Consider the following 22,441-nt stretch of genomic DNA (forward strand, 5'->3'; position numbering starts at 1 on the left):
CCACCGTAGATCAGGCCCCGCCGCGGCGGAGCGACGATCCGGGCCGTGACCCGACTGCTGAACCCGGGCGATAAGGTGGCCGGGTGCCCGTGGTCGTCCGTCGTGTGCGCGAGCTCCTCGTCGCCGGCACGACGCTCAGCATCGCGGCCGCCGCGCACCTCCTGGCCGGCGGCGCGCTTCCCGGGGCACCCCTCGGCTGGCTGGTCGTCGCGGCGCTCACGGCGCCGTTCGCCGTGTGGACGTCACGCCGCCGGCTGACCCTCCGCCGCCTCCTGCCCGCCATGGTCGCGATGCAGGTGGTGCAGCACTCCACCCTGTCGTTCATGGCCGCCGCGGACTCCGGCCGCTCGCTCTCCGCTGCCGGCCAGGTCGGCCAGGTCGGCCAGGTCGGCCAGGTCGGCCAGGCTGGCCAGGTCGGGCACACGCTGCACGAGCTGGGCCCCGGTGCTCTGCCCCCGGCCCAGGCGGGCCTGACGCACCTGCACGGCGACGGGGCGGGCACCTCGGCATGGATGCTCGCCGCGCACGCCGCCGCCGTCCTCGCCACGGCGCTCCTGCTCGCGGCGGGCGACCGGGCGGCGACCGACGTCGTGGAGCACCTGCGAGGCGTGGGGGTGCTGGTCCAGGGCCCGCCCCCGCTGCCCGTGGTCCGGCGGCGCGGGCACGTCGTCACCGGCCGCGCCTGGCGGCCACACCCCTGGCACGGGCTGGGTCGCCCCCGGCCGCGCGGCCCGCCGCTGCTCCCGGGCGCCATCGTGCGCCCCGCCTGAGCCTGCCCGGTCCGACGTCGGACGAGGGCGGGTCCCTCGACGTCCACGACAGTCGAACCACGACGCGAACCAGCAGGAGCAGACAGCCATGCCTACGACCCACGACCCGACCCACCACGACCCGACCCACCACGACCCGACCCACCACGACCCGACCGACCACGACCCGACTCCGACGAACCGCCCCGCCCGCGGCTCCCGCCGGGCGCGCGCCCTCGCCGGCGCCGCGGCGCTCGCCATCCCCGCCCTCGTGCTCGGCGCGGGCGCCGCATCGGCACACGTCACCGTGACGCCGGAGTCCGCCGCGGCCGGCAGCTACGCCACCCTGATCGTCAAGGTTCCCAACGAGTCGGACACGGCGTCCACGACCGGCGTCAAGGTCACCCTGCCCGCGGACACGCCGTTCACCAGCGTGTCCGTCGAGCCGGTGCCCGGGTGGACGGCCGAGGTCACCGACGCGCCCCTGCCCGAGCCGGTCGACGTGCACGGCACCCAGGTGACCGAGGCTCCGGCCACCGTCGAGTGGACGGCCGACGACCCCGACGCCGCGATCGCCCCCGGCGAGTTCCTCCGCTTCACCGTCTCCGCAGGCGCCGTGCCCGAGGGTGCCGAGCAGCTCGCCCTGCCCGCCACCCAGACCTACTCCGACGGCGAGGTCGTCGCGTGGGACGAGGAGGCCACCGACGGCGCGGAGCCGGAGCACCCGGCCCCCGTGCTGCAGGTGACCCCCGCCGAGACGGACGGGCACGACGCGGACGGGCACGACGCGGCCGCGTCCGGCGGCTTCGGCGGCTCCGGCGACGGGCCGGCCGGCGGCACGACCGAGGCCACCGGTTCCGACGGCAGCGACACCCTGCCGCTCGCGCTCGGCGCCGCCGGCCTGGGCCTCGGGCTGGTCGGGGCCGTGACGGGCGTCGTCGCGCTCGTCCGCGCCCGTTCGGGGCAGGCGTGACGCGCCGGCCGGGCCGCCGCCGCGCGAGGACGCGGCGCGCGGGGGCGGGCGTGCTCGTCGCCGGGATCGCCGGGATGGCCGGCCTGGCCGGCCTCGCGGGGACGGCCGGCACCATGGTCGCCGCTGCCCCCGCGAGCGCGCACAACGTCGTCGTGGACACCTCCCCGGCGGCAGACTCGTCCGTGTCCGAGGCGCCCGAGACCGTCGACATCACGTTCGACGACGTGGTGCTGAACCTGTCGGCCGACGGCACGAGCACCGTGGTCACGGTGACGGACGCGGACGGGGCGGAGCACGCCACCGGCTGCGCCACCACGCAGGACCGCACCGCGTCCGTGCCGGTGGCGCTGGGCGCGGCCGGCGTATACACCGTCGACTGGCGGATCGTCTCCGCCGACGGGCACCCCACCAGCGGCCGGTACTCGTTCACGTACTCCCCCGCGGCAGGCGCGCCGAGCGAGTCGGCACCGCCCGCGGAGGCCGCCGGCTGCGAGGCGGCCTCGAGCACGTCCGACGGGTACGCGGGGTCGGAGGCTGGGTCGGAAGCTGGGTCGGAATCTCACGCCGGTGCGGCGTCCGGCACCGAAGCCGGGGGTGACGACCTGCTCGTCGTGCTCGGCATCGCCGGCGGCGTGGTCGTCCTCGCCGGGGCGTCCGTGCTGATCGCCCTGCGCGTGGCGCGCCGCCGGGGCTGAGCGGGTGCACGGGCGGTGTCGTCGGGCCGCGGGCCCGGCGACACCGCCCCGCAGCATCGCCGCGCCGGCCGGTGCGTCACCGGCAGATGCCCGGAACAGCGCCGGCGCCGCCTACGATGCCCACCATGGATGCGGGGCAGATCGTCGGGATCGTGACGGGCCTGGTCGTCGTGCTGGTGCTGGTGGCGGCGGTCGCCGTCTGGGTGACGCGCCGCCGTCGCGCCGCCCGGGAGCACACGCGGACGCACGCGGCGGAGCTGGAGCGGCTCGGGATCGAGGCCGGCTCGGCGTTGGTGCGCGCCGACGAGCGCGCACGGCTCGCCGAGGACGAGCTCGCATTCGCCGTGGCGGAGCTGGGCGACCGCGAGACGCAGGACCTCGCGCCGACGCTGCGCCGGGCGCGCGAGCGTCTCGCCGAGGCCTTCCACCTCAACCAGCTCCTCTACGATCACGTGCCGGACACGGACCAGCAGCGGCGCGAGTGGTCGGCCCGCATCGTCGACCTGTGCCGCTCGGCCGGCGGATCCCTCGACGAGCTCGACAGCGGCCTCGCCGCCCTGCGCCGGACCGTGCGCGCCACGCCGGACGCCGTCGCCCGGGTCGACGACGAGCTCGGGCGGGTGCGCGCCGCCATTCCCGGGGCGCGCGCCGACCTGGACCGCCTGCGCAGCCAGTACGCCGAGCGGGCGCTGCTCTCGGTGGCAGACAACCCCGACCAGGCGGAGCGGCTGCTCGAGTTCGCGGGGCGCAGCGCCGCCGCCGCGCGCAAGCGGCTCACGACGCAGCAGGTCGCCGAGGCCGGCGCCGCCGCACGGGCCGCGGAGGAGGCGGTGCGCCGCGCCGAGGGGCTGCTGCGCGCCGTCGACGACTACGAGGCGGAGGCGCTGCGCGCCGAGGCCGCCCTCGGCGCGATCGTCGCGGAGTCGCGCACCGAGCTGGCCGCGGCGCGGGCCCTGCCCGCCGCCCAGCGCTCGGGTGCCGTGGACGGCGCGGTCACCTCGCTCGAGGAGGCCCTCGCCGCCCTGCCCGCCGCGGGCGAGCCGGGCGACCCGGTGAACGCCCTGACCCGGGTGCGGGAGGCGAACACGGCGCTGGACGACGCGGTCGCGGAGCGCGCGGAGCAGGACGAGCGCACCCGCAGGGCCACCTCTCGCCTCGGCCCGGCCCTCGACGACGCCGAGCGTCAGCTCGCGGCCGCCCGGTCGGTGGTGGACGACTACCGCGCCCCCGTGGGCCCGGACGCCCGCACGCGGCTGGCCGAGGCGGAGCGCGAGGTGGCGCTGGCGCGGGCCGCCGAGGACCCCGAGCGCGGGGTCGCCGCCGCGCGACGGGGCGCCGCCCTCGCCGCCGAAGCCGCGACGCTCGCCCACCGCGACCTCGCCCGCGGGGGCCACGGCCAGCGCTGGGACGGTGGCTACAACGACGGTGGCTACAACGACGGTGGCTACGACGGCGGCTGGCAGGGCGGCCGCGGGCGTCGGCCCGGTCGCGGTGGTGGTTCCGGCTCGGACGTCTTCGGCGCCGTGCTCGGCGGCATGGTGCTGGGCGGGCTCCTCGACGACATGGGTGACATCGGCGACCTGTTCGACTGACGCGACGGGTTCACGGCTGTGTGGGAGGGCGGATGAGCGGGACGGTGCGGCGGCGGGTCGTGGTGCACGGCCGCGTCCAGGGCGTGGGGTTCCGCTGGGCGGCCGCCGACGCGGCCGCGCGGCTCGGCGTCGGGGGCCAGGTGCGGAACCTGGCGGACGGCACCGTGGAGGCCGAGGTCGAAGGCACCCCGGCCGCGGTGGACGCGATGCTCGCGTTCCTGCGCGAAGGGCCCGCGGCGGCGGTGGTCAGCGGGATCGACGTCGAGGAGGTGTCCCCGCGCGGGGACACCGACAGCTTCGTGACCCGCTGACCCCCTGAACCGTCCGACCCCTGAAGCGCCGGGCCCCTTGACCGCCCGACCCCCGACGTCGGACCGAGCGGTCAGCCCGCCCGCGCCACCACCCGCTCGACGACGCCCGCCCGGGTGCGCTCGTGCTCCTCGACGACGAGGCCGTGCTCGCGCACCCACACCAGCGGGCGGCGGCGGAAGTGCTCGCCCGCCAGCGGCACGCTCACCAGGTCCGCGACCGCCTGCAGCACCCGCAGCGGCCACGAGCTCGACACCACGTGGTCGGCCAGCAGCAGGCGCCCGCCGGGGCGCAGCACCCGCACCATCTCGGCGAGCGCCGCGCGGTCGTCGGGGATGGCGCACAGGGAGAAGGTGCACACCACGGTGTCGAAGGCGTCGTCCGGCAGGTCCAGGGCCTGCGCGTCGCCGAGCCGTAGGTCCGTGTCCGGGTCCAGGCCTAGCCCCAGGCGGGCGGCCCTCCGCCGTGCCACGTCGAGCATGCCCGGGCTCCACTCGACGCCCGTGAAGCCGCCGCTCACCACCTCGCGCGGGTAGTGCTCGAGGTTGAGCCCGGTCCCGACGGCGACCTCGAGCGTGCGGCCCTCGGCGCGGGCGCACAGCCGCTGCCGCACGTCGGGGAACATCCGCCGTTCGGCCGCCGCGAACGCACGGTCGTACCCCGACGCCTCGCGGTCCCACCGCCGGCGCAGCCGCGCGGCGCGCCCCGATCCCACTCCGTCGTCGCTGGTCACCGCTCCAGCGTCCCACGTCCCGGCCGTGGGGCGCCCGCGCCGGACGCGACCGCGCCCGCGTGCCGCGGGGCCTGCGGAGACCACGTAGCATCGCGCACGTGACCAGTCCTGCCCACGCTCGCCCCGTCCGACGCCGAGGCACCGGCAGCGGCGTCGTGGGCGGCGTCGGCGAGGTGCTCATCACGCTCGGGGTGGTGCTCGGCCTGTTCGTCGTCTGGCAGCTGTTCTGGACGTCGGTGGAGGCAACCGCCCAGGCGGACAAGGTCATGTCGGAGTTCTACGACACACTCCCGGCTCCCAACCCTGCGCCCGCCGAGCTGCGCACCGACGAACCCCCGGTGCCGGATCAGACGCCCTACGGCGAGACGATCGGCACGCTCATCGTGCCGGCCTGGTACGGCCTGACGACCAACGCGATGCCCATCGCGGAGGGCACCGGCATGGACGTGCTCGACCAGGCGATGGCCGGGCGCTACGAGACGTCGCAGCAGGTGGGCGAGGTGGGGAACTTCGCCCTCGCCGGGCACCGGCGCACGCACGGCAACTCCTTCCGCCACGTCGACGTCCTGGAGAAGGGCGACCAGATCATCGTCGAGACGGCGAAGACCTGGTACGTCTACGAGGTCACGAGCGACGAGCTCGTGACGCCCGACCAGGTGGACGTGGTGGCCCCTGTGCCGCACCATCCGGACCAGGAGCCCACCGAGCGGCTGCTGACGCTCACGACCTGCCACTCGCTGACCCTGGGCGAGTACGGCAACGACCACCGCTGGATCACCTACGCGAAGTTCGTCGGGTGGATGGACCGCGCGGACGGCACCCCCGACCAGGTCCGCGAGGAGGGCGACTGATGTACGCGTGGATCTTCCGGCACCTGCCCGGCAACCTGTTCTGGCGCATCCTGGTGTCGCTCGTGCTCGTCACGGCCGTCGTGGCGGTGCTGTTCCTGTGGGTGTTCCCCGCGATCGCGCCGTACCTGACGCTGCTCGAGGGCGACCCGGCCGTCGGATGACGCCGCCTCACTGCACCCACCCTCACTGCCCCCACCCGTCGCGCTGCCCCCGCGCTGACACTCCCGAGCACCGGTTCAGCTGCTGGACCGCACCACCAGCTCCGGGTCGAAGAGGACCTCCTCGCTCGGCGCGTCCGGCTGGGCGATCTCGCGCAGCAGGATCTCGGCCGCCGCGGTGCCGATCGCCCGGCTGGGCTGGCGCACGGTGGTGAGCGGCACGGCGCCCGTGGTCGCGAACGGGATGTCGTCGTACCCCACGAGCGCGACGTCCTCGGGCACCCGCACCCCGCCGTCGAGCAGGGCACGCACGAGGCCGAGCGCGTGCATGTCGTTGCCCGCCAGCACGGCGTCCGGCCGCTCGTCGGGCGCGGCGGCGGCGATCCGCCGCCCGACCTCCGCGCCCTCGGCGAGCCCGAGGTCGTCCGCGTGCGCCACCCGCAGCGTCGCGCCCGGCGTCCGGCCGACCACCTCCCGGACTCCGTCGAGGCGGCGCCTGATCTGCTGCACCCGGGGCGCACCCGTGGCCACGAGCAGGCGGCGCCGGCCGCGGTCCACCAGGTGCTGCGCGGCGACGCGCCCGCCCTCGTGGTGCCGCAACGACACGGTCGACAGGCGGCGGGTGGGGTCCTGCTGGTCCACCACGACCACGGGGGTGCCGCGCTCCTTGCGGGCCGCGAGCGCCGCCATCTGCGCGTCGGACGGCGCGACCACCATGCCGTCGAAGCGCAGCTGCTCGAACAGCGCGACGAGCCGCTCCTGCTGGTCGCCCGACTCGTGGGTGCTGCCCGTCACGAGCGTCAGGTCCGCCGCGGCCAGCACCTGCTCGACGGCGTTGACCACGTCGGCGAAGAACGGGTTGGATGCGTTGATCACCGAGACGCCGACGATCCCCGACCTGCGCCATCGCAGCTGGCGGGCGGACAGGCTCGGGACGAAGCCGAGCTGCTCGACGGCGTCCCGGATGCGCGCCGTCGTCGCGGGCGCCACCTTCTCGGGGCGGTTGAGGTAGTTCGACACCGTGGCCGCGGACACCCCGACGTGCCGTGCGACGTCGTGGATGGTCACCATGTGCGCTCCCCCGTGTCGGCCCCGGTCTCGTCGGCGTGGCCGCCTGCCGCCAGGATGGTCCCATGACATCTGGACCGACATCTGGACCGACATCTGGACCGACATCTGGACCGACATCTGGACCGACGCTCCGCTTCGGGATCAAGCTCACGCAGGACGCGCCGATCGGGACGTTCCGCCAGGTGTGGCAGGCCGCCGACGAGTCGGGGTTCGACCACGTCTGGGTGATGGATCATCTCGCCTCCCTCGGAGCGGACGACTCGCGTCCGATCTTCGACGCGTGGGCCATGCAGGCGGCGATGGCGGTGGCCACGTCGCGCGTGCGGATCGGCTGCATGGTCACCGGCAACACCTACCGCCACCCGGTGATGCTCGCGAAGCTCGCCACCACGGTCGACCACCTCTCGGGCGGCCGCCTCGAGCTCGGCATCGGCGCCGGGTGGAACGAGCACGAGCACGCGATGTACGGGTTGGACCTCGGCACGGTCCGGTCCCGCATGGACCGGCTCGAGGAGTCGCTGCAGGTGCTCACGTCGCTCTGGACGCGGCCCCGCACCACGTTCGCCGGGGAGCACTACCGGCTCACGGACGCCGTGGCCGAGCCCGCGCCGGTGCAGCGCCCGCACCCGCCGATCTGGGTGGGCGGCTCCGGGCCGCGGCGCACCCTGCGCCTCGTGGCGCAGTACGCCGACGCGTGGAACGACACCTCGAGCACCCCGGAGCGGGTCGCCGCCCTCAGCGAGGTGCTCGAGCGGCACTGCGCGGACGTCGGCCGGGACCCGGCCGAGATCCGCCGCACCGTGCAGCTGCGCCTGCGCGAGCACGACGTCGCGGACCTGCCGGGGCTGGTCGGGCGCTACGCGGCCGTGGGCGTCACGGAGTTCGTGGTGGTGCTGAGCTCCGGGGACGCCGCGCTGCCCGAGCTCGACGAGGTCGTGCGCGCCCTCCCCCGGTTGCGCGCCGCAGCCTGACCCGGGCGCTGACACGGCGGCTGATCCGGGCACTACTCCGGGCACTGCTCCGGGCACCACGCCGCCCCCGCCTGCGCGGCGTGCAGCGCCGCGTACCGGGCGCCGCGCGCGAGCAGCTCGTCGTGGCTGCCGACCTCGATGACGCGCCCGTGCTCGAGCGCGACGATGCGGTCGGCCGCGCGGACGGTGGACAGCCGGTGGGCGACCATCAGGGTGGTCCGCGACGCCATGAGCCGGTCGAGCGCCTCGCGTACGGTCGCCTCAGCCTCGGGGTCGAGCGCGCTGGTGGCCTCGTCGAGGAAGAGGATGCGCGGGTCGCACACCAGCGCCCGGGCGATCGCCAGGCGCTGCCGCTGGCCGCCCGCACCTGCTCGTCGGACGCGTCGTCGAGCCCGTAGGCCACGTTCTCCCTGATCGAGCCCTCGAAGAGCACCGACTCCTGCGGCACCACCGAGACCGAGCGCCGCACCGTACGGAGGTCGAGCTCGGCCATGTCCGCGCCGTCGAGCAGGATCCGGCCCGCCGTGGGCCGCACGAAGCCGAGCACGAGGTTGAGCAGGGTGGACTTGCCGGAGCCGGACGGCCCCACGAAGGCGACGGTCTCGCCCTCGCGCACCTCGAGGTCGACGTCGTGCAGCGAGTCCTCGGACGCGTCGGCGTAGCGGTGCGAGACATGCGCGAGGCGCAGGCTGCCCTGTACGTGGTCCACGTGGCGGCGTCCCTCGTTCTGCTCGAGGTCGAGCTCGGCGAGCACCTCCGCGATCGAGCGCACCGATTCGATCCCGCGCGCGGTGACGGGCACGAGGTTGAGCAGCGGATGGGTGACCTGCTGCAGCATCAGCTCGACGTTCTCGACGTCGCGCACCACCTTGCTCTGCACCACCCCCGAGCTGGCGCGCGAGTAGTACCCGATGGACAGCGCCTGCAGCCGCTCCACCAGCGCGTTGCGCAGCGTGGCGCCGCGCCGCGCACCACGGTCATGAAGTTGCGGGTGTACACGATGTGGTTCGGGTAGTGCGGCGCCAGGAGCACCACGGCGAGGGCGAACCACATCAGCACGGAGGTCACCGTGCCGGCGCATCGAGTACAGCCAGCCCGTCTTCTACAGCCATTTCCGCGGTAAGCGCGAGATCATCGGCGCCGTCGCACTCCAGGGCGCCACCGAGATGGCCTCGGCGGCGCGGGCCGCGACCGCCGCCGTGGATGGCCCGCACGAGGGGGTCGCGGCTCTCGCGCGCGCCTCCCTCGACTTCGCCGAACGCAGCACGGCGGTGTTCGACGCCATGTTCCAGCTCGACGGCGGCCTCGCGTACGCACAGGAGGGCACGCCGGAACCCCTCAAGGATGCCTTCGCCGCGCTGCTGGAGCGTCTCGGCGAGGTCGCCGGCGACGGCATCGACCCGGAGACGTTCACCGCGGTGTTCTGGGCGTCCTTGCACGGATTTTGGTGCAGGCTCGGGCCATGACCAACTATGCCCGCCTGTATCGGCTCGGCGTCCGTCCCTGGGAGGGGTACGCGGAGGCCGCGGCACCGAGCATCGCCGCCCTGCTCGATCGCGAGGAGGCCGACCGGCCGCATCCCCCCGGGCGGGTGCTCGACCTCGGCTGCGGCCGCGGCCAATTCACCCCGACCCTCGCGCGGCGAGGCTGGGACGCCGTGGGCGTCGACGTCGTACCGCAGGCGATCGAAGAGGCGCGCCGGCGCGACCGGGACGGGGTCACCTATGTGGTCGGCGACGTCACCGACCTGGAGGCCGGATCCGACGAGCTCGGCGCCTTCGACCTCTTCCTCGACGTCGGCTGCCTCCAGGGTCTCGACACCGAGCAACGCCGCGCCGAGGGCCGCGGGGTCACCGCCCTCGCCAACCCCGGCGCCACGCTGCTCGTGCTGGCGTTCCAGCCCACGCGGCTGCGCCGGCTCGTGGAGGGCGTCGCGCCCGAGGAGGTCGTGGCGGCCTTCGAGGGCTGGGAGCTGCTCGACGTCCGGGCCGCCGAGACCGCCGGACTGGGCTGGCCGATGAACCGCACCCGCCCGCAGTGGTACCGGCTGCGGGTGGACGCATGAGCGCCCCGGGGATCACCGCCGCGCCGCAGGCTCCGGCCTGGGTGCGCGACGCGGCCGCGGACGCCGGCGCCCGACAGGTGCCACCCGGGCCGGAGACCGAGGGCCTGCTGTGGTTCGGCGGCGCCGTGACCGACCTCCGGGAGGCCCTCGCGGCCGCCCCGCGCACCCGGTGGGTGCAGCTCCCCTCGGCGGGGGTCGACGCGTACGCGGACGCCGGTCTGTTCGCCGGCGACGGCATCACCTGGACGTCGGCCAAGGGGTCGTTCTCCCGCCCCGTGGCCGAGCACGCGCTCGCCCTCACGCTGGCGTCGCTGCGCCACCTGCCCGAGCGGGCCCGCGCCCGGTCGTGGGGCGAGCCGGCCGGCACCACACTGTTCGGAGCGAACGTGCTCGTCCTCGGCGCCGGCGGCATCGCCCGGACGTACCTCGACCTGCTCGCTCCGTTCGGCACGCGCAACGTCGTGGTGCGCCGGCGCCCCGAGCCGGTGCCGGGCGCCGACCGGACCGTCACCGCGGACGACCTGACCGCGGAGCTGGCCGAGGCGGACGTCGTCATGATCGCCGCCGCGCTCACCTCGCGGACGCGGGCCCTGATCGGCACGGCCGAGCTCGCCGCGGTAAAGCCCGGCGCCGTGCTGGTGAACATCGCGCGCGGCGGGCTCGTCGACACGGACGCCCTCGTGGACGCCCTGTCCTCGGGGCACCTGGGCGCCGCCGCGCTCGACGTCACCGACCCGGAACCCCTGCCCGACGGCCACCCGCTGTGGGACGCCCCGCGGGCTCTGATCACCCCCCACACCGCCGACACGGCCGAGATGGTGGCGCCGCTGCTGCGCGCGCGGATCGAGGAGAACCTCTCCCGGTTCGCCTCGGGACGGGAGCTCACGGGGGTCGTGGACCGGCACGCGGGGTACTGAGACCCGGCCCCCGTCGTGTGGTCCTCGCCGCAGTCGGGGCCCGGGCGTCGGGGAGGCCCTCCGGACGCGACTAACCTGAGACCGTGGCTACCTTCTCGAGCGTGACCCGTCAGCACATCCTTAAGGCGATCGAGGAGGCCGACGACCGAGGGGTCGACGCCTTCGTCGGCGTGTACGGCTTCACCCCCAACCCCGGGCACACGTTCGTGCACTCCGGCCAGACCTACGACTCCAAGGCCGTGCTGGGGGTCGCGCACAAGTACGCGACCGGCCAGCTCGCCACGACGGATGACCTTGTCGATGCCAAGTGCGACGACGCCGCCATCCTGACCAAGCACGGCTTCGAGGCCACCGCGCCGGCCTCCGCCGCCGCCCCGGCGGCCACGAAGAAGCCCGCCGCACGCCGCAAGGCCGCGAGCGCCGCCCCCGTCCGCAAGCCCGTCGCACCCGAGCCCGTCCTCGCCATCTGCCCGACGTGCAACACCGCGCTCCCCGCCACCGGCGTCTGCGACGAGTGCGGCTGAGTGTCCCGCGTCACCCTCCCGCGTGGTGCAGCCGCGCCGCCTGCTTCACCAGGTGCGTCCGCTCCGGGGAGCTGAGCGACGCCTCGGCCGCGGCGGCGTAGAGCCGGGCCGCCTCCGCGAGGTCGCCGGCGCGCTCGTGCAGGTAGGCGGCCGCAGCGTCGCGCCGCGGAAGGTCGGGAGCCAGGCCCTCCACCACACGCAGGCCGGCGAGCGGACCGTCCACGTGCCCCACGGCGACCGCGCGGTTGAGCGCCACCACGGGGTTGCGTGGGTCGAGCGTCGCGAGCTCGTCGTACCACCCGAGGATCTGCGGCCAGTCCGTCTCCTCGGCCGACGCGGCGTCGTCGTGCAGTGCGGCGATCGCGGCCTGCGCCTGGTAGGCGCCGAGCCGGTCGCGGGCGAGCGCGCCCTGTAGCAGGGCGACGCCCTCGGCGATCGTCGCGGTGTCCCACAGCGCACGGTCCTGCTCCGCGAGCGGCACGAGCTCCCCCGACGGCGACGTGCGGGCGGGACGGCGGGCGTCGTGCAGCAGCATGAGGGCCAGCAGGCCCGCGGCCTCGGCGTCGTCGGGCACGGCGGCGACCAGCTGCCGGGCGAGGCGGATCGCCTCGTCCACGAGGTCCACGCCGTCGGTCGCGCCGTCGGTCGCGCCGTCGGTCGCGCGGGCGTTCGCGCGGTCGTTCGCGCGGTCGGTCGCGTGGTCGGTGAAGCCCTCGTTGAACATCAGGTACAGCACGCGCAGCACCGCGTACACGTCGCCCGGCTCCCGGAAGCGCTCCCCCGTCACCGTGCGCTTGGCCCGCGAGATGCGCTGGGCCATCGTCGCCTCCGGCACGAGGAACGCCCGGGCGATCTGCGCCGTCGTCAGGCCGCCCACGGCGCGCAGCGTGAGCGCCACGGACGACGCCGGCGTGAGGGCCGGGTGGCAGCAGCGGCTCAGGAGCAGCAGGGTGTCGTCGGCCTGTTCCGTAGGTCCGGACGCCGGTTCGAGGCTCACCTTGACCTCGCGCAGGGCGCGGGAGGACGCGGAGCGCCGGGCGTCCAGGAACTTGCGCCACGCCACCGTGACGAGCCAACCCTTTGGGTCGTCCGGCATCCCGCCGTTCACCGCGTCGCTCGGGCCGTCTGACCCCTGCCACCGGCGCACCGCCTCCAGGAGCGCCTCCTGGACGGCGTCCTCGGCGTCGCCGAAGGCCGCCCCGCGGCGGACGAGGACGCCGAGGACCTGGGGTGCCACGTCCCGCAGCACCTGGTCTCTGAGCACCTGGTCTCTCAGTACCGGGCCTCTCAGTACCGGGCCTCTCGACGCCTCGTCCCGCCGGGGGTCGTTCACCCCGTGACCTCGGCCGCGTCGGTGAGGAACGGGCGCACCTCGATCCACTCGTGGAGCGGGCGTCCGCCCGGGCCGGGCGCCGAGGACAGGTACGCGGCAGCCTCGTGCGCCCGCTCCTGCGAGTCCACGTCGATCACCATCCACCCGGCGATGAGGTCCTTCGTCTCCGCGAACGGGCCGTCCGTGACCGGGGGCTTCCCTTCGCCCCCGTACCGCACGAACTCGCCGCGCGGGGAGAGCGCCTGGGCATCGACGAACTCGCCCCGCTCGCGCAGGTCGTCGATCACCGAGTCCATGAAGGCGATGTGGTCGCTCACCTCGGCGGGCGTCCACCGGTCCATCGGCACGTCGGTGCCCGGCACCGGCTCCGGGATCCCGCGGTAGTGCTTGAGCAGCAGGTACTTGGCCATGGGTCCATCCTCCAATGCGGGGCGATGCGTGTCACCGCCTCTCGCCCCGGGGACGGAGCCGACCCGCGGTTCTCGACACGTTCTCGACATGAATCTCGACACGAATCTCGACGTCGAACTCCGAAGACCTCGCCCTCGACCGCCCGCCCTGCCGGATCCGGCATGCCGACCTACGCTGAAACCCACCTGCGAAAGGGGCGACATGCCCACGCACCAGCCCGCACACGCGGACGTCCACGTCGATCCCACGCTCGCCGACCTGTACAAGGACCTGCACCGCCATCCAGAGCTCGGGTTCGCCGAGCACCGCACCGCGGGGATCGTCGCGGACCGGCTCCGCGCGTCGGGCTTCGACGTGACGACCGGGATCGGGACTACCGGCGTGGTCGGCGTGCTGAAGAACGGGCCCGGCCCGGTCGCCCTGCTGCGCGCCGACATGGACGCCCTGCCCGTCAAGGAGGACACCGGGCTGGACTACGCCAGCACGGAGACGACCACCGACGCCGCCGGCAAGACCGTCCCCGTCGACCACGCGTGCGGCCACGACCTACACACGACGTGCCTCCTGGGCGCCGCCGACGTGCTGGCGAAGGACACGGCCAGCTGGTCCGGCACGCTGCTGGCGGTCTTCCAGCCCGCCGAGGAGCTCGGGGCGGGCGCGCAGGCGATGGTCGACGACGGCCTCTACGAGCGCTTCCCGAGGCCCGACGTCGTCCTCGGCCAGCACGTGGCGCCCCTGCCCGCCGGGAAGATCGCCGGGCATGCCGGTGCGTCCTACGCAGGCTCGGACTCGCTCCGTGTCCGGCTCGTCGGTCGCGGGGCCCACGGCTCCACGCCGCAGGCGTCGATCGACCCGATCGTCATGTCGGCGGCGACCGTACTGCGCCTGCAGACCGTCATCTCCCGGGAGATCCCGAGCACCGCGACGGCCGTCCTCACCGTGGGCTCGATCCACGCCGGCGACGCCGCGAACGTCATCCCCGGCGAGGCCGAGGTGCAGCTCAACATCCGCAGCTACGACGAGGCGACCCGGCAGCAGATCCTCGCCGCGGTCGACCGCATCGTCAAGGGCGAGGCGGCGACGGCGGGCGCCCCCGAGGAGCCCACCGTCACGCCGATCGAGCGGTTCCCCGTCGTCGTCAACGACCAGGCCGCGCTCTCGCGCACGCTCGACGCCTTCGCCGCCTGGCTGGGGCCCGACAAGATCATGGACCCGGGCGCCGGCGCCGGCAGCGAAGACGTGGGGATCCTCGCCACCGCGGCCGGGGCGCCCCTGTCCTACTGGCTGCTCGGCGGCACCGACCCGTCGCTGTTCACCACCGGCGACATGACCGACCCCGCGCTGCTGAAGGTGCCGTCCAACCACTCGCCCCACTACGCCCCGATCATCGAGCCGACCCTCACGAACGGCGTCACGGCCCTCGTCACGGCGGCCCGCACCTGGCTGCCGCCCGCGTGACGGACGCCGAACCGACGCCGGGCGGAGGGCGGCGGCAGATCGGTCGTAGCGTGCAGACGTGACGACCGACTCGTACGAGCCCTTCACCCCGCGCACCGACCCGGCGGTGGTCGACGACCTGCGTGCCCGGCTGCGGGCGACGCGCTGGCCGGACGCCCCGGCGGGCGCCGGCTGGTCGCTGGGGGCCGACGCGGGCTATCTCCGTGAGCTGGGCCGAGGATTTCGACTGGCCGGTCCAGGAGGTGGCCCTTCGAGGAGCCCAGTAGCGGGTGACTGCCTGGCCGCGGCGATCGGCCGGTTCGACGCCGACGTCGAGGTGATCGGGCCGCCCGAGCTCGCCGCGGCCTTAGGCCGCCTCGGCGTGCGGTTCACGGCGGCCGCCCGTCAGCCGCCGTCGGGGCCCTGAGCATCCTCGGCGTCGGTGGCAGCGTCCGTGGCCGACAGCGGCGTCGCGATGTCCTCCAGCGACTTCTGCTCGGCCCCGACGCCGAGGAACATCGCCACCACTCCCCCGCCGATCATCAGCGCCGCGCCGAGGTAGTAGCCCACCGCGATGCCCGTGATGTCGCCGGCCTGGCCCGCGGACTCGATGAGGCGCCCGAAGAGCAGCGGACCGGTGATGCCGCCCACCGCCGTGCCGATCGCGTAGAAGAACGCGATGCACAGCGCCCGGGTCTCCATCGGGAACACCTCGCTCGCGGTGAGGTACGCCGAGCTCGCTCCGGCCGACGCGATGAAGAAGATCGCCATCCCGAGGAACGTCAGCGTCCACGCGGTGAGCCCGCCGAGCAGGAGACCCGCGACGGCGAGCAGGACGCCCGAGACGATGTACGTGCTGGAGATCATGCGCACGCGGCCGACCTTGTCGAACAGCGGCCCCAGCGCGAGCGCCCCGAGGAAGTTGCTCACCGCGAACAGGGCGATGTATGCACCGGTCTGGCCGACGCCGAGGAACGTCTGCAGCGTGTCGCCGAACGTGAAGAAAAACGCGTTGTAGAGGAACGCCTGGCCCACGAACAGCGAGAGGCACAGCACGGTGCGGCGTGGGTAGTCCGCGAAGACGGTGCGCGCCACCCGGGCGAGGCTCACGGTGTGGCGCTGCTTCACGGTGAGGGTGCCCTCGGGCTCGGGGAGCTCGACGCCGTCCTCCTGCGTCACGCGCTGCTCGATGCCGGAGACGATCCGCTCGCTTTCCTTCTCCCTGCCGTGGATGAAGAGCCAGCGCGGGCTCTCCGGCACGTTCCGGCGTACGAACAGCACGGCGAGCCCGAGCACCGCGCCGAGCGCGAAGCACAGCCGCCAGCCCAGCCACGCGGGGACGAGCTCCGGGTTCAGCAGCGGGATGGTCAGCAGCGCGCCGCCCGCGGCGCCGATCCAGTACGAGCCGTTGATCGCGATGTCGATGCGGCCGCGGAACTTCGCCGGGATCAGCTCGTCGATCGCGGAGTTCACGGCCGCGTACTCGCCGCCGATCCCGAGGCCGGTGACGAACCGCATCGCGAAGTAGTACAGCGGGTTCATCGAGAAGGCCGTCAGCACGGTGCCCGTGAGGTACACGAGCAGCGTGAGGATGAACAGCTTCCTGCGCCCGAACCTGTCGGTGAGCTGCCCGAACACGAGCGCCCCGAGGCACGAGCCCGTCACGTATACCGCACCCGCGAGGCCGATGTCCGCGCTGGTGAGGCCGAGACCCGTCTCCCCCTTCAGCGCGTCGGACAGGTTGCCGACGATCGTCACCTCGAGGCCGTCGAGGATCCACACCGTGCCAAGGCCGATCACGATCAGCCAGTGCCAGCGCGCCCACGGCAGCCGGTCCAGCCGGGCCGGGATGTCGGTGGTGATGGTCCGCAGCGTCGCCGCTTCGCTCCCCGTCGAGGACATCTTCCGGTTGTACGCCCGGCGCGCCCGGAGCGCAGCCTGACGGCGCTCCGCTCGGGGGCTTGTACATTCGGTCACATGGTTGATCACAGGAACAGTCCGGACGACCGCGCCCGGACCCCGCACCGGGCGGCATACCTGGTCAGCGCCGCGGCGCTCGCCGCCCCGCTCGCCCTGGCGGGTGCCGCGGCGTCCGCCGCGGAGGCCAGCACCCCCTCCGGCCTCGCGCCGCGCGCCTCCCCCGCCACGGCGTCGCACATCCATGGCCCCGACGCCACGGGTGGCATCGACGGCGAGGCCATGCGGCACCGGCTGGTGCACGAGGGGCCGGACCCGGACGCACCGAGGCTCCGCGCCGCAGACGACACCCCGCGCGTGCAGGAGAAGGGCTCCGGCGACAGTGTCGACGACGGCGGCGAGGGAGCCCAGCGCCTCCCCGCACCTCGGGCGGCGAGCGGCTGGGACCTGCGCGTCGAGGGCAGTCTGAGCACGACGACCATCACCGGGGAGAAGGTCGCGCCGAACGAGGAGGACGACGGTGCCATCCCGCTGGCTCGCGACCTGGACCTCGGCGCGGAGCGCCGCGGGGTCACGACCACCGGCGTCATCGGCGACGGGCCGCACGGGTCGGACGGCGGCCAGACCGGCGACTACGACTTCTACCGCGTCGACGCCGCGAAGGGCGAGACCCTCACCGTGGACCTCGCCCCGGAGGGCGAGCTGACGCCGAACGCGCTCCTGTACGACGCCGACGGGAACCTCCTGGTCGGCACCCAGGACATGACCGGCGACGGCGCCGTGCATCTCTCCCAGCGGATCGAGCAGCGCGGCACCTACTACGTGGCGGTCGGCAACCTCTTCCCCGAGGACCCCTTCGACCCGGCGTCCGGCCTGGCCGTCTTCACCGAGGGCCCGTACGAGCTCGACGTCACGCTGCACGCGCGGGGCACCGCCGACACGGACGTGTACGCCGTCCCGCTGCGCCAGGGCGACGTGCTGGGCGCCTCGGTGTCCGGCGCCGCCCGGCAGGTCGCGATCCACGAGCTGGACGGCGACCTGGTGCAGGCCTCCGCCTTCGACTCCGGCGTCGTCTACCCCGACGACTCGCCGCTGCCCCGTGGCGGCAACGCCACCGCCAACCATGTCGTCGACAAGACCGGGCTGTACCTCGTCTCGGTCGCCGACGGCGCCGGCGACTACGAGCTCACCGTGGGGTCGCACCGCGCGCCGTCGACCCAGGGCGAGACCACGCACACGGTACTGCTCGACTTCAGCGGCCCGTCGTTCGACAACCGGATCTTCAAGTCCTTGGCCCTCGAGCCCGGGGTGCGGGAGATCAGCCCCCTGCGCGACTTCCTGCCGCACTGGGGACTCACGGCGTCCGACGAGCGCGCCGTCATCGAGGCCACGACCGAGCGCGTCCGCGAGACGTTGCACGACGAGATCCCCGGGTCCGAGGTGCGCGTGACGAACGACCTCGAGGACCCCGACCTCTTCGGTGAGCCGGGGGTCAGCCGCGTGATCGTGGGCGGCACGATCGCAGAGACCGGCCTCCTGCCCGCGTTCGGGCTGTCGGAGTCCGTCGACCCGGGGAACTTCGCCCGCGAGGAGACGGCAGTCGTCATGCCGGAGCTCATGATCGGCGACGACAACCCGATTTCGCTCAGCCGGTTCCTCACCGACGACAGCGACCGGTTGCAGGCGGTCGGGCAGGCGCTGGGCAACACCACCGCCCACGAGATCGGGCACTTCCTGGGCAGCTTCCACACCGACGACCTCGACGACCCCACAAGCGTGATGAACACCGGCAACCGGCTGCACACCTACGCGATCGGCCCGGACCAGGTCGCCGGCACCGCCGACGACGACCACATCGCGATGCGGCCAGCGTTGTACGACCGGATGCAGGGCCTCGCCGGCATCGAGGACACGATCAGCCGCACGGCCGTCGCGCTCCGATGAGTTGAAGGCTGAGGTGACGGCGCAGGACGGCGGAGCCCGTGCGGGGTCCCGCCGTCCTCGTGCCTGCACCGAACCCGCATGGTCACGACATCGACACGATCCGTGTGGTCCGTTGACGCTGCGCCGACGGGGCGAATAGCGTGCAGTGGCATCGATCTTGAATCGTTTTAGGAATCGCTCACGACAACGACGTCGGAGGGAGAGAGCCTGTGGCGAGCCCGCCCCTGGCCCCCGTTCTCGAGCTGCTGGACGTCCGCAAGGCGTTCGGCCCCGTGGTCGCGCTGCGCTCCGGCGCGCTACGCGTCGACGCCGGGTCGATCCACGCGCTCGTCGGCGAGAACGGGGCCGGAAAGTCGACCCTGGTGAAGATCCTCTCGGGCCTGTATCGCCGCGACGGCGGGACGTTCCGGCTGCACGGCCAGGACGTCGACTTCACGACGACGTCCGAGGCGAAGGCTGCGGGCGTCGCGGTCATCTATCAGGAACCCACCCTGTTCCCGGACCTCAGCGTCATGGAGAACATCTTCATGGGCCGCCACCCGCTGAAGCCCGGGCGCCGCGTCGACCGCCGGGTGATGCGCGAGGAGTCGGCACGGCTGTTCGCCCGGCTGGGCGTGGGGATCGACCCGCTGCGGCCCGCGGAGGGCCTGTCGATCGCCGACCAGCAGATCATCGAGATCGCCAAGGCCATCTCGCTGGACGCGAGCGTGCTCGTCATGGACGAGCCCACCGCGGCGCTGTCCGGGCACGAGGTGCGCCGGCTGTTCCAGGTCGCGCGGAGCCTGCGCGACGAGGGCAAGGCCCTGGTGTTCATCTCGCACCGGCTCGACGAGGTCGTCGAGCTGTGCGACAACGTCACCGTCCTGCGCGACGGCGAGTACGTGTCCACCGCCGCCGTCTCCCACACCTCGATCTCACAGATCGTCACCGACATGGTCGGGCGGGCCGTCGACGACCTGTTCCCCAAGACGCCGGCCGCCGTCGGCGACGTCCGGCTCGAGGTCCGGGGCCTGCAGCGTGCCGGGGTGTTCCACGACGTGTCGTTCCGCGTGCGGTCCGGGGAGATCGTCGCGCTCGCCGGGCTCGTCGGGGCCGGCCGCAGCGAGATCGCCCGAGCCGTCTTCGGCGTCGACCCGTACGACGCCGGCGGCGTGCACCTCGACGGGCGGCCGGTGCCGCCGCACAGCCCGCGGGCTGCGGTCCGAGCGGGGATGGCCCTGATCCCCGAGGACCGGCGCCAGCAGGGCCTGGTCACCGACGCCTCGGTCGCCCGCAACGTCACCGCCGTCATCCGGTCCCGGATCTCCCGGCTCGGCCTGCTCACCACGCGGCGCGAGAGCGACGTCGCCGCGCCCTGGGCCTCGCGCCTCGAGGTGAAGACCAACGCCCTCGACATGACCGGCGCCACGATGAGCGGCGGCAACCAGCAGAAGGTGGTCATCGCCAAGTGGCTCGCCACGACCCCGACACTGCTGATCATCGACGAGCCCACGCGCGGCATCGACGTCGGCACGAAGGCCGAGGTGCACCGCCTGCTGTCGGAGCTCGCCGGCCAGGGCATGGCGATCCTCATGATCTCCTCCGAGCTGCCCGAGGTGCTCGGGATGGCCGACCGCGTCCTCGTCGTCGCGGAGGGCCGCATCACCGCCGACCTGCCGCGCGACGAGGCCACCGCCGAGGCCGTCATGCACGCCGCGACCGCGTCCCTGGAGCACCACCCGTGACCGAACAGCTCGTCGAGCCCAGCCGGCTCTCCCCCGCGCGGCGCGCCTGGCGCACGGTGCTGCGCTCGCGCGAGCTCGCCGTCGCGCTGGTGCTGCTCGTCGTCATTGCCGCCGCCACCGTCGCGACCGAGAGCTTCCTGTTCAGCCCGAACAGCTGGCGCGACCTGCTCCTGACGCCGTCGGTGCTCGTCGTGCTGGCCGTCGGCCAGGCCGTCGTGATCGTCACGCGGAACGTCGACCTGTCCGTCGGCTCGATCCTCGCCCTGACCGCGTACCTCAGCGGGCGGCTGTTCATCGCGAACCCCGGCCTCCCGATCCCGGTCGTGTTCCTCGTCGCCGTCGCCGCGGGCGCCGCGCTCGGCCTGCTCAACGGCGTCCTCGTCGGGTTCGGCAGGGTGCCCGCCCTCGTCATCACCCTCGGCACCCTGTACATCTACCGCGGCGTCGTCCTGTCGTGGGCCGGCAGCAACCGCGTGAACGCCTCCGACCTGCCGGGCGAGTTCCTGGCGCTCGGCACGAGGACCGTGCTCACGATCCCGGTGCTGACGATCCTCGCCGTCGCCGTGCTCGCCGTCGTCGGCTACTACCTCCACACCGCCCGAGGGGGTCGCGAGCTGTACGCGATCGGCTCCGACCCCGACGCCGCGGTCCTCTTCGGCCTGCCCGTGCGCCGCCGCGTGCTCGGCGCCTTCGCCCTCTCGGGCGCCCTGGCGGGGATGGCCGGCATCATGTTCGCCGCGCGCTACGGCACCATCAGCTCCGGCGCCGGGCTCGGCGTAGAGCTGCAGGCGGTCGCGGCCGCCGTCATCGGCGGGGTCGCCATCTTCGGCGGCAGCGGCACCGTGTGGGGCGCCGCCCTCGGCGCCGTCCTGCTGATCACCATCAACCGCGCCCTGCCGATCCTCGGCATCCCCGACTTCTGGCAGCAGGCCGTGGTCGGCGTCCTCATCATCGGCGCGATCGTCCTCGACCGCGTGCTCGCCGCACGCAACGCCCGCAGGCTCGTCGAAGCGAGGGATGCCCGATGACGAGCTCCGCCCGCACGTACGCCGCCCACGCCCGGCCGTGGTGGCGGCGCGTCCTGCTCACCCGCGAGGCGGGCATCATCGCCCTCCTCGTCGTGGTGGTCGTGGCGTCGCTGCAGTACGTCGACAACTTCCGCAGCCCGCTCACGCTGCCCTACCTGGTGCTCGACACCACGCCGATCCTGCTCATCGCGCTGCCGATGACGCTCGTGATCATCACCGGGGAGATCGACCTGTCGGTCGCCAGCGTCGTCGGACTCAGCAGCGTCACCCTCGGCGTGCTCGTGGAGGGGGGCTGGTCGGTGCCGGCCGCCGCGGGGGTCGCGCTGCTCGTCGGCGTGGTGTGCGGGCTGCTCAACGGCTTCCTCGTCGCCCGGGTCGGGCTGCCGTCGCTCGCCGTCACCATCGGCACGCTCGCCCTGTTCCGCGGCGTCGCGGTGGGATTGCTCGGCACGAAGGCCGTGACCGACTTCCCCGACCGCTGGACCGACCTCGCCACCGCACGCCTCGGGGAGACCCAGCTCCCCCTGGTCCTGGTCCCCATCGTCGTGCTCGCCGCCGCGTTCGTCGTGCTGCTGCACTTCACGCCGTTCGGCCGCGGCGTCTACGACATCGGCCTCAGCAAGGACACCGCGCACTTCAGCGGGGTGGGCGTCGCACGCACCAAGCTGCTCCTCTTCGTCCTCACGGGCACCGTGTCCGCGTTCGCCGGGGTCTACTTCACGCTCCGGTACGGCAGCGCGCGCGGCGACAACGCCAGCGGGTTGGAGCTCCAGGTCGTCGCCGCCGTGCTCCTCGGCGGGGTGTCGATCTTCGGCGGCCGCGGCGCCCTGCCCGGGGTGCTGGCCGGCGTCCTGCTCATCGGCGTCGTCTCCAGCGCGCTGCGCCTGGAGAGCGTCACGGTCAACGTCATCAACATCATCATCGGCGCGCTCCTCGTGCTGTCGGTGATCTCCCCGAGCGTTTTCGGCTGGTTCGTCCGACGCCGGCGCACCACCGTGCCCGACCCACCCGCGCGCGTCCGAAAGGAAGAACGATGAAG

24 protein-coding genes and 1 pseudogene are annotated in these 22,441 nt (G+C 74.0%); 18 read left to right on the top strand and 7 right to left on the bottom strand.

Annotated features, from left to right (window positions below):
- Window positions 1–83 precede the first annotated feature (83 nt).
- The 5 genes from AC1C2W_RS07905 (at window position 84) to AC1C2W_RS07925 (ending at window position 4,320) form a co-directional block, all read left to right on the top strand.
- Window positions 84–770 (top strand): hypothetical protein, encoded by a 687-nt coding sequence (locus tag AC1C2W_RS07905; protein WP_495412815.1) that lies wholly within the window; start codon window positions 84–86, stop codon window positions 768–770.
- Between the two features lie 88 nt (window positions 771–858).
- Complete coding sequence (locus tag AC1C2W_RS07910) at window positions 859–1,722, top strand: YcnI family copper-binding membrane protein (protein WP_495412816.1); 864 nt, start codon at window positions 859–861, stop codon at window positions 1,720–1,722.
- Window positions 1,719–2,417: a copper resistance CopC family protein gene (locus AC1C2W_RS07915; protein WP_495412817.1), complete on the top strand. Its 699-nt coding sequence runs from the start codon at window positions 1,719–1,721 to the stop codon at window positions 2,415–2,417. Before AC1C2W_RS07910 ends, AC1C2W_RS07915 begins: the two co-directional genes overlap by 4 nt.
- A 125-nt stretch (window positions 2,418–2,542) precedes the next feature.
- Window positions 2,543–4,009 carry a hypothetical protein gene (locus tag AC1C2W_RS07920; protein ID WP_495412818.1) on the top strand — a complete coding sequence of 489 codons (1,467 nt, stop codon included), beginning with the start codon at window positions 2,543–2,545 and terminating at the stop codon, window positions 4,007–4,009.
- A 32-nt stretch (window positions 4,010–4,041) separates the two neighbouring features.
- Window positions 4,042–4,320 (top strand): acylphosphatase, encoded by a 279-nt coding sequence (locus AC1C2W_RS07925; RefSeq protein ID WP_495389270.1) that lies wholly within the window; start codon window positions 4,042–4,044, stop codon window positions 4,318–4,320.
- 71 nt (window positions 4,321–4,391) lie between these two features.
- Here AC1C2W_RS07925 and AC1C2W_RS07930 read toward each other — a convergent pair whose 3' ends face one another.
- Window positions 4,392–5,051, bottom strand: a complete 660-nt coding sequence (locus AC1C2W_RS07930; protein WP_495389269.1) for a class I SAM-dependent methyltransferase — start codon at window positions 5,049–5,051, stop codon at window positions 4,392–4,394.
- Window positions 5,052–5,149: 98 nt separating this feature from the next.
- Here AC1C2W_RS07930 and AC1C2W_RS07935 point away from each other — a divergent pair, with 98 nt between their 5' ends.
- Together AC1C2W_RS07935 and AC1C2W_RS07940 are read left to right on the top strand one after the other, a co-directional pair.
- Window positions 5,150–5,902: a class E sortase gene (locus AC1C2W_RS07935; RefSeq protein ID WP_495389268.1), complete on the top strand. Its 753-nt coding sequence runs from the start codon at window positions 5,150–5,152 to the stop codon at window positions 5,900–5,902.
- A complete protein-coding gene (locus AC1C2W_RS07940) occupies window positions 5,902–6,063 on the top strand; it encodes a hypothetical protein (protein ID WP_495389267.1) in 162 nt (53 codons plus the stop codon). The genes AC1C2W_RS07935 and AC1C2W_RS07940 overlap by 1 nt, the downstream gene beginning before the upstream one ends.
- Window positions 6,064–6,138: 75 nt before the next feature.
- Here the strand turns inward: AC1C2W_RS07940 and AC1C2W_RS07945 are convergent, their stop codons facing one another.
- The gene (locus AC1C2W_RS07945) at window positions 6,139–7,131 is read right to left on the bottom strand and encodes a LacI family DNA-binding transcriptional regulator (RefSeq protein WP_495389266.1); all 993 of its coding nucleotides are present in this window, start codon (window positions 7,129–7,131) and stop codon (window positions 6,139–6,141) included.
- A gap of 62 nt (window positions 7,132–7,193) precedes the next feature.
- Between AC1C2W_RS07945 and AC1C2W_RS07950 the strand changes: the two genes are divergently transcribed.
- Entirely contained in the window at window positions 7,194–8,102 is a 909-nt protein-coding gene (locus tag AC1C2W_RS07950) for an LLM class F420-dependent oxidoreductase (RefSeq protein WP_495412819.1), read from the top strand.
- A 32-nt stretch (window positions 8,103–8,134) separates the two neighbouring features.
- Here AC1C2W_RS07950 and AC1C2W_RS07955 read toward each other — a convergent pair whose 3' ends face one another.
- Both AC1C2W_RS07955 and AC1C2W_RS07960 read right to left on the bottom strand, forming a co-directional pair.
- A complete protein-coding gene (locus AC1C2W_RS07955; protein WP_495412881.1) occupies window positions 8,135–8,332 on the bottom strand; it encodes a hypothetical protein in 198 nt (65 codons plus the stop codon).
- Between the two features lie 111 nt (window positions 8,333–8,443).
- A pseudogene (locus AC1C2W_RS07960) lies at window positions 8,444–9,183 on the bottom strand (ATP-binding cassette domain-containing protein); the annotation flags it as partial.
- Between the two features lie 85 nt (window positions 9,184–9,268).
- On the opposite strand from AC1C2W_RS07960, the gene AC1C2W_RS07965 reads away from it, so the two are divergent.
- From AC1C2W_RS07965 to AC1C2W_RS07980, 4 genes are all read left to right on the top strand, one after another.
- The gene (locus AC1C2W_RS07965) at window positions 9,269–9,568 is read left to right on the top strand and encodes a TetR-like C-terminal domain-containing protein (RefSeq protein ID WP_495412820.1); all 300 of its coding nucleotides are present in this window, start codon (window positions 9,269–9,271) and stop codon (window positions 9,566–9,568) included.
- Window positions 9,565–10,167, top strand: coding sequence for a class I SAM-dependent methyltransferase (locus AC1C2W_RS07970; protein ID WP_495389263.1), 603 nt, complete (start codon window positions 9,565–9,567; stop codon window positions 10,165–10,167). The genes AC1C2W_RS07965 and AC1C2W_RS07970 overlap by 4 nt, the downstream gene beginning before the upstream one ends.
- A complete protein-coding gene (locus AC1C2W_RS07975; protein ID WP_495389262.1) occupies window positions 10,164–11,084 on the top strand; it encodes a D-isomer specific 2-hydroxyacid dehydrogenase family protein in 921 nt (306 codons plus the stop codon). Before AC1C2W_RS07970 ends, AC1C2W_RS07975 begins: the two co-directional genes overlap by 4 nt.
- A gap of 101 nt (window positions 11,085–11,185) precedes the next feature.
- Window positions 11,186–11,608 carry a ScoMcrA-related endonuclease gene (locus tag AC1C2W_RS07980; protein WP_495412821.1) on the top strand — a complete coding sequence of 141 codons (423 nt, stop codon included), beginning with the start codon at window positions 11,186–11,188 and terminating at the stop codon, window positions 11,606–11,608.
- 10 nt (window positions 11,609–11,618) lie between these two features.
- On the opposite strand, the gene AC1C2W_RS07985 is transcribed toward AC1C2W_RS07980, so the two are convergent.
- Both AC1C2W_RS07985 and AC1C2W_RS07990 read right to left on the bottom strand, forming a co-directional pair.
- Complete coding sequence (locus tag AC1C2W_RS07985; protein ID WP_495412822.1) at window positions 11,619–12,872, bottom strand: RNA polymerase sigma factor; 1,254 nt, start codon at window positions 12,870–12,872, stop codon at window positions 11,619–11,621.
- 65 nt (window positions 12,873–12,937) lie between these two features.
- Window positions 12,938–13,351, bottom strand: coding sequence for a YciI family protein (locus AC1C2W_RS07990; RefSeq protein ID WP_495389259.1), 414 nt, complete (start codon window positions 13,349–13,351; stop codon window positions 12,938–12,940).
- A 202-nt stretch (window positions 13,352–13,553) separates the two neighbouring features.
- Between AC1C2W_RS07990 and AC1C2W_RS07995 the strand changes: the two genes are divergently transcribed.
- The gene (locus AC1C2W_RS07995) at window positions 13,554–14,810 is read left to right on the top strand and encodes an amidohydrolase (protein WP_495389258.1); all 1,257 of its coding nucleotides are present in this window, start codon (window positions 13,554–13,556) and stop codon (window positions 14,808–14,810) included.
- A gap of 58 nt (window positions 14,811–14,868) precedes the next feature.
- Window positions 14,869–15,216, top strand: coding sequence for a hypothetical protein (locus AC1C2W_RS08000; RefSeq protein WP_495412823.1), 348 nt, complete (start codon window positions 14,869–14,871; stop codon window positions 15,214–15,216).
- On the opposite strand, the gene AC1C2W_RS08005 is transcribed toward AC1C2W_RS08000, so the two are convergent.
- On the bottom strand, window positions 15,195–16,691 hold the full coding sequence (locus AC1C2W_RS08005) for an MFS transporter (RefSeq protein ID WP_495412824.1): 1,497 nt from the start codon (window positions 16,689–16,691) through the stop codon (window positions 15,195–15,197). The two genes, AC1C2W_RS08000 and AC1C2W_RS08005, sit on opposite strands and share 22 nt — an antisense overlap.
- 75 nt (window positions 16,692–16,766) lie before the next feature.
- Between AC1C2W_RS08005 and AC1C2W_RS08010 the strand changes: the two genes are divergently transcribed.
- The 4 genes from AC1C2W_RS08010 to AC1C2W_RS08025 all read left to right on the top strand — a co-directional run bounded on the left by AC1C2W_RS08010 (window position 16,767) and on the right by AC1C2W_RS08025 (window position 22,439).
- The gene (locus tag AC1C2W_RS08010) at window positions 16,767–18,650 is read left to right on the top strand and encodes a hypothetical protein (protein WP_495412825.1); all 1,884 of its coding nucleotides are present in this window, start codon (window positions 16,767–16,769) and stop codon (window positions 18,648–18,650) included.
- A 209-nt stretch (window positions 18,651–18,859) separates the two neighbouring features.
- Complete coding sequence (locus tag AC1C2W_RS08015) at window positions 18,860–20,374, top strand: sugar ABC transporter ATP-binding protein (RefSeq protein ID WP_495412826.1); 1,515 nt, start codon at window positions 18,860–18,862, stop codon at window positions 20,372–20,374.
- Complete coding sequence (locus AC1C2W_RS08020; RefSeq protein ID WP_495389253.1) at window positions 20,371–21,402, top strand: ABC transporter permease; 1,032 nt, start codon at window positions 20,371–20,373, stop codon at window positions 21,400–21,402. Before AC1C2W_RS08015 ends, AC1C2W_RS08020 begins: the two co-directional genes overlap by 4 nt.
- Complete coding sequence (locus tag AC1C2W_RS08025; RefSeq protein WP_495412827.1) at window positions 21,399–22,439, top strand: ABC transporter permease; 1,041 nt, start codon at window positions 21,399–21,401, stop codon at window positions 22,437–22,439. Before AC1C2W_RS08020 ends, AC1C2W_RS08025 begins: the two co-directional genes overlap by 4 nt.
- Window positions 22,440–22,441 lie beyond the last annotated feature (2 nt).

This window comes from Isoptericola sp. Y581 (genome assembly GCF_059445475.1).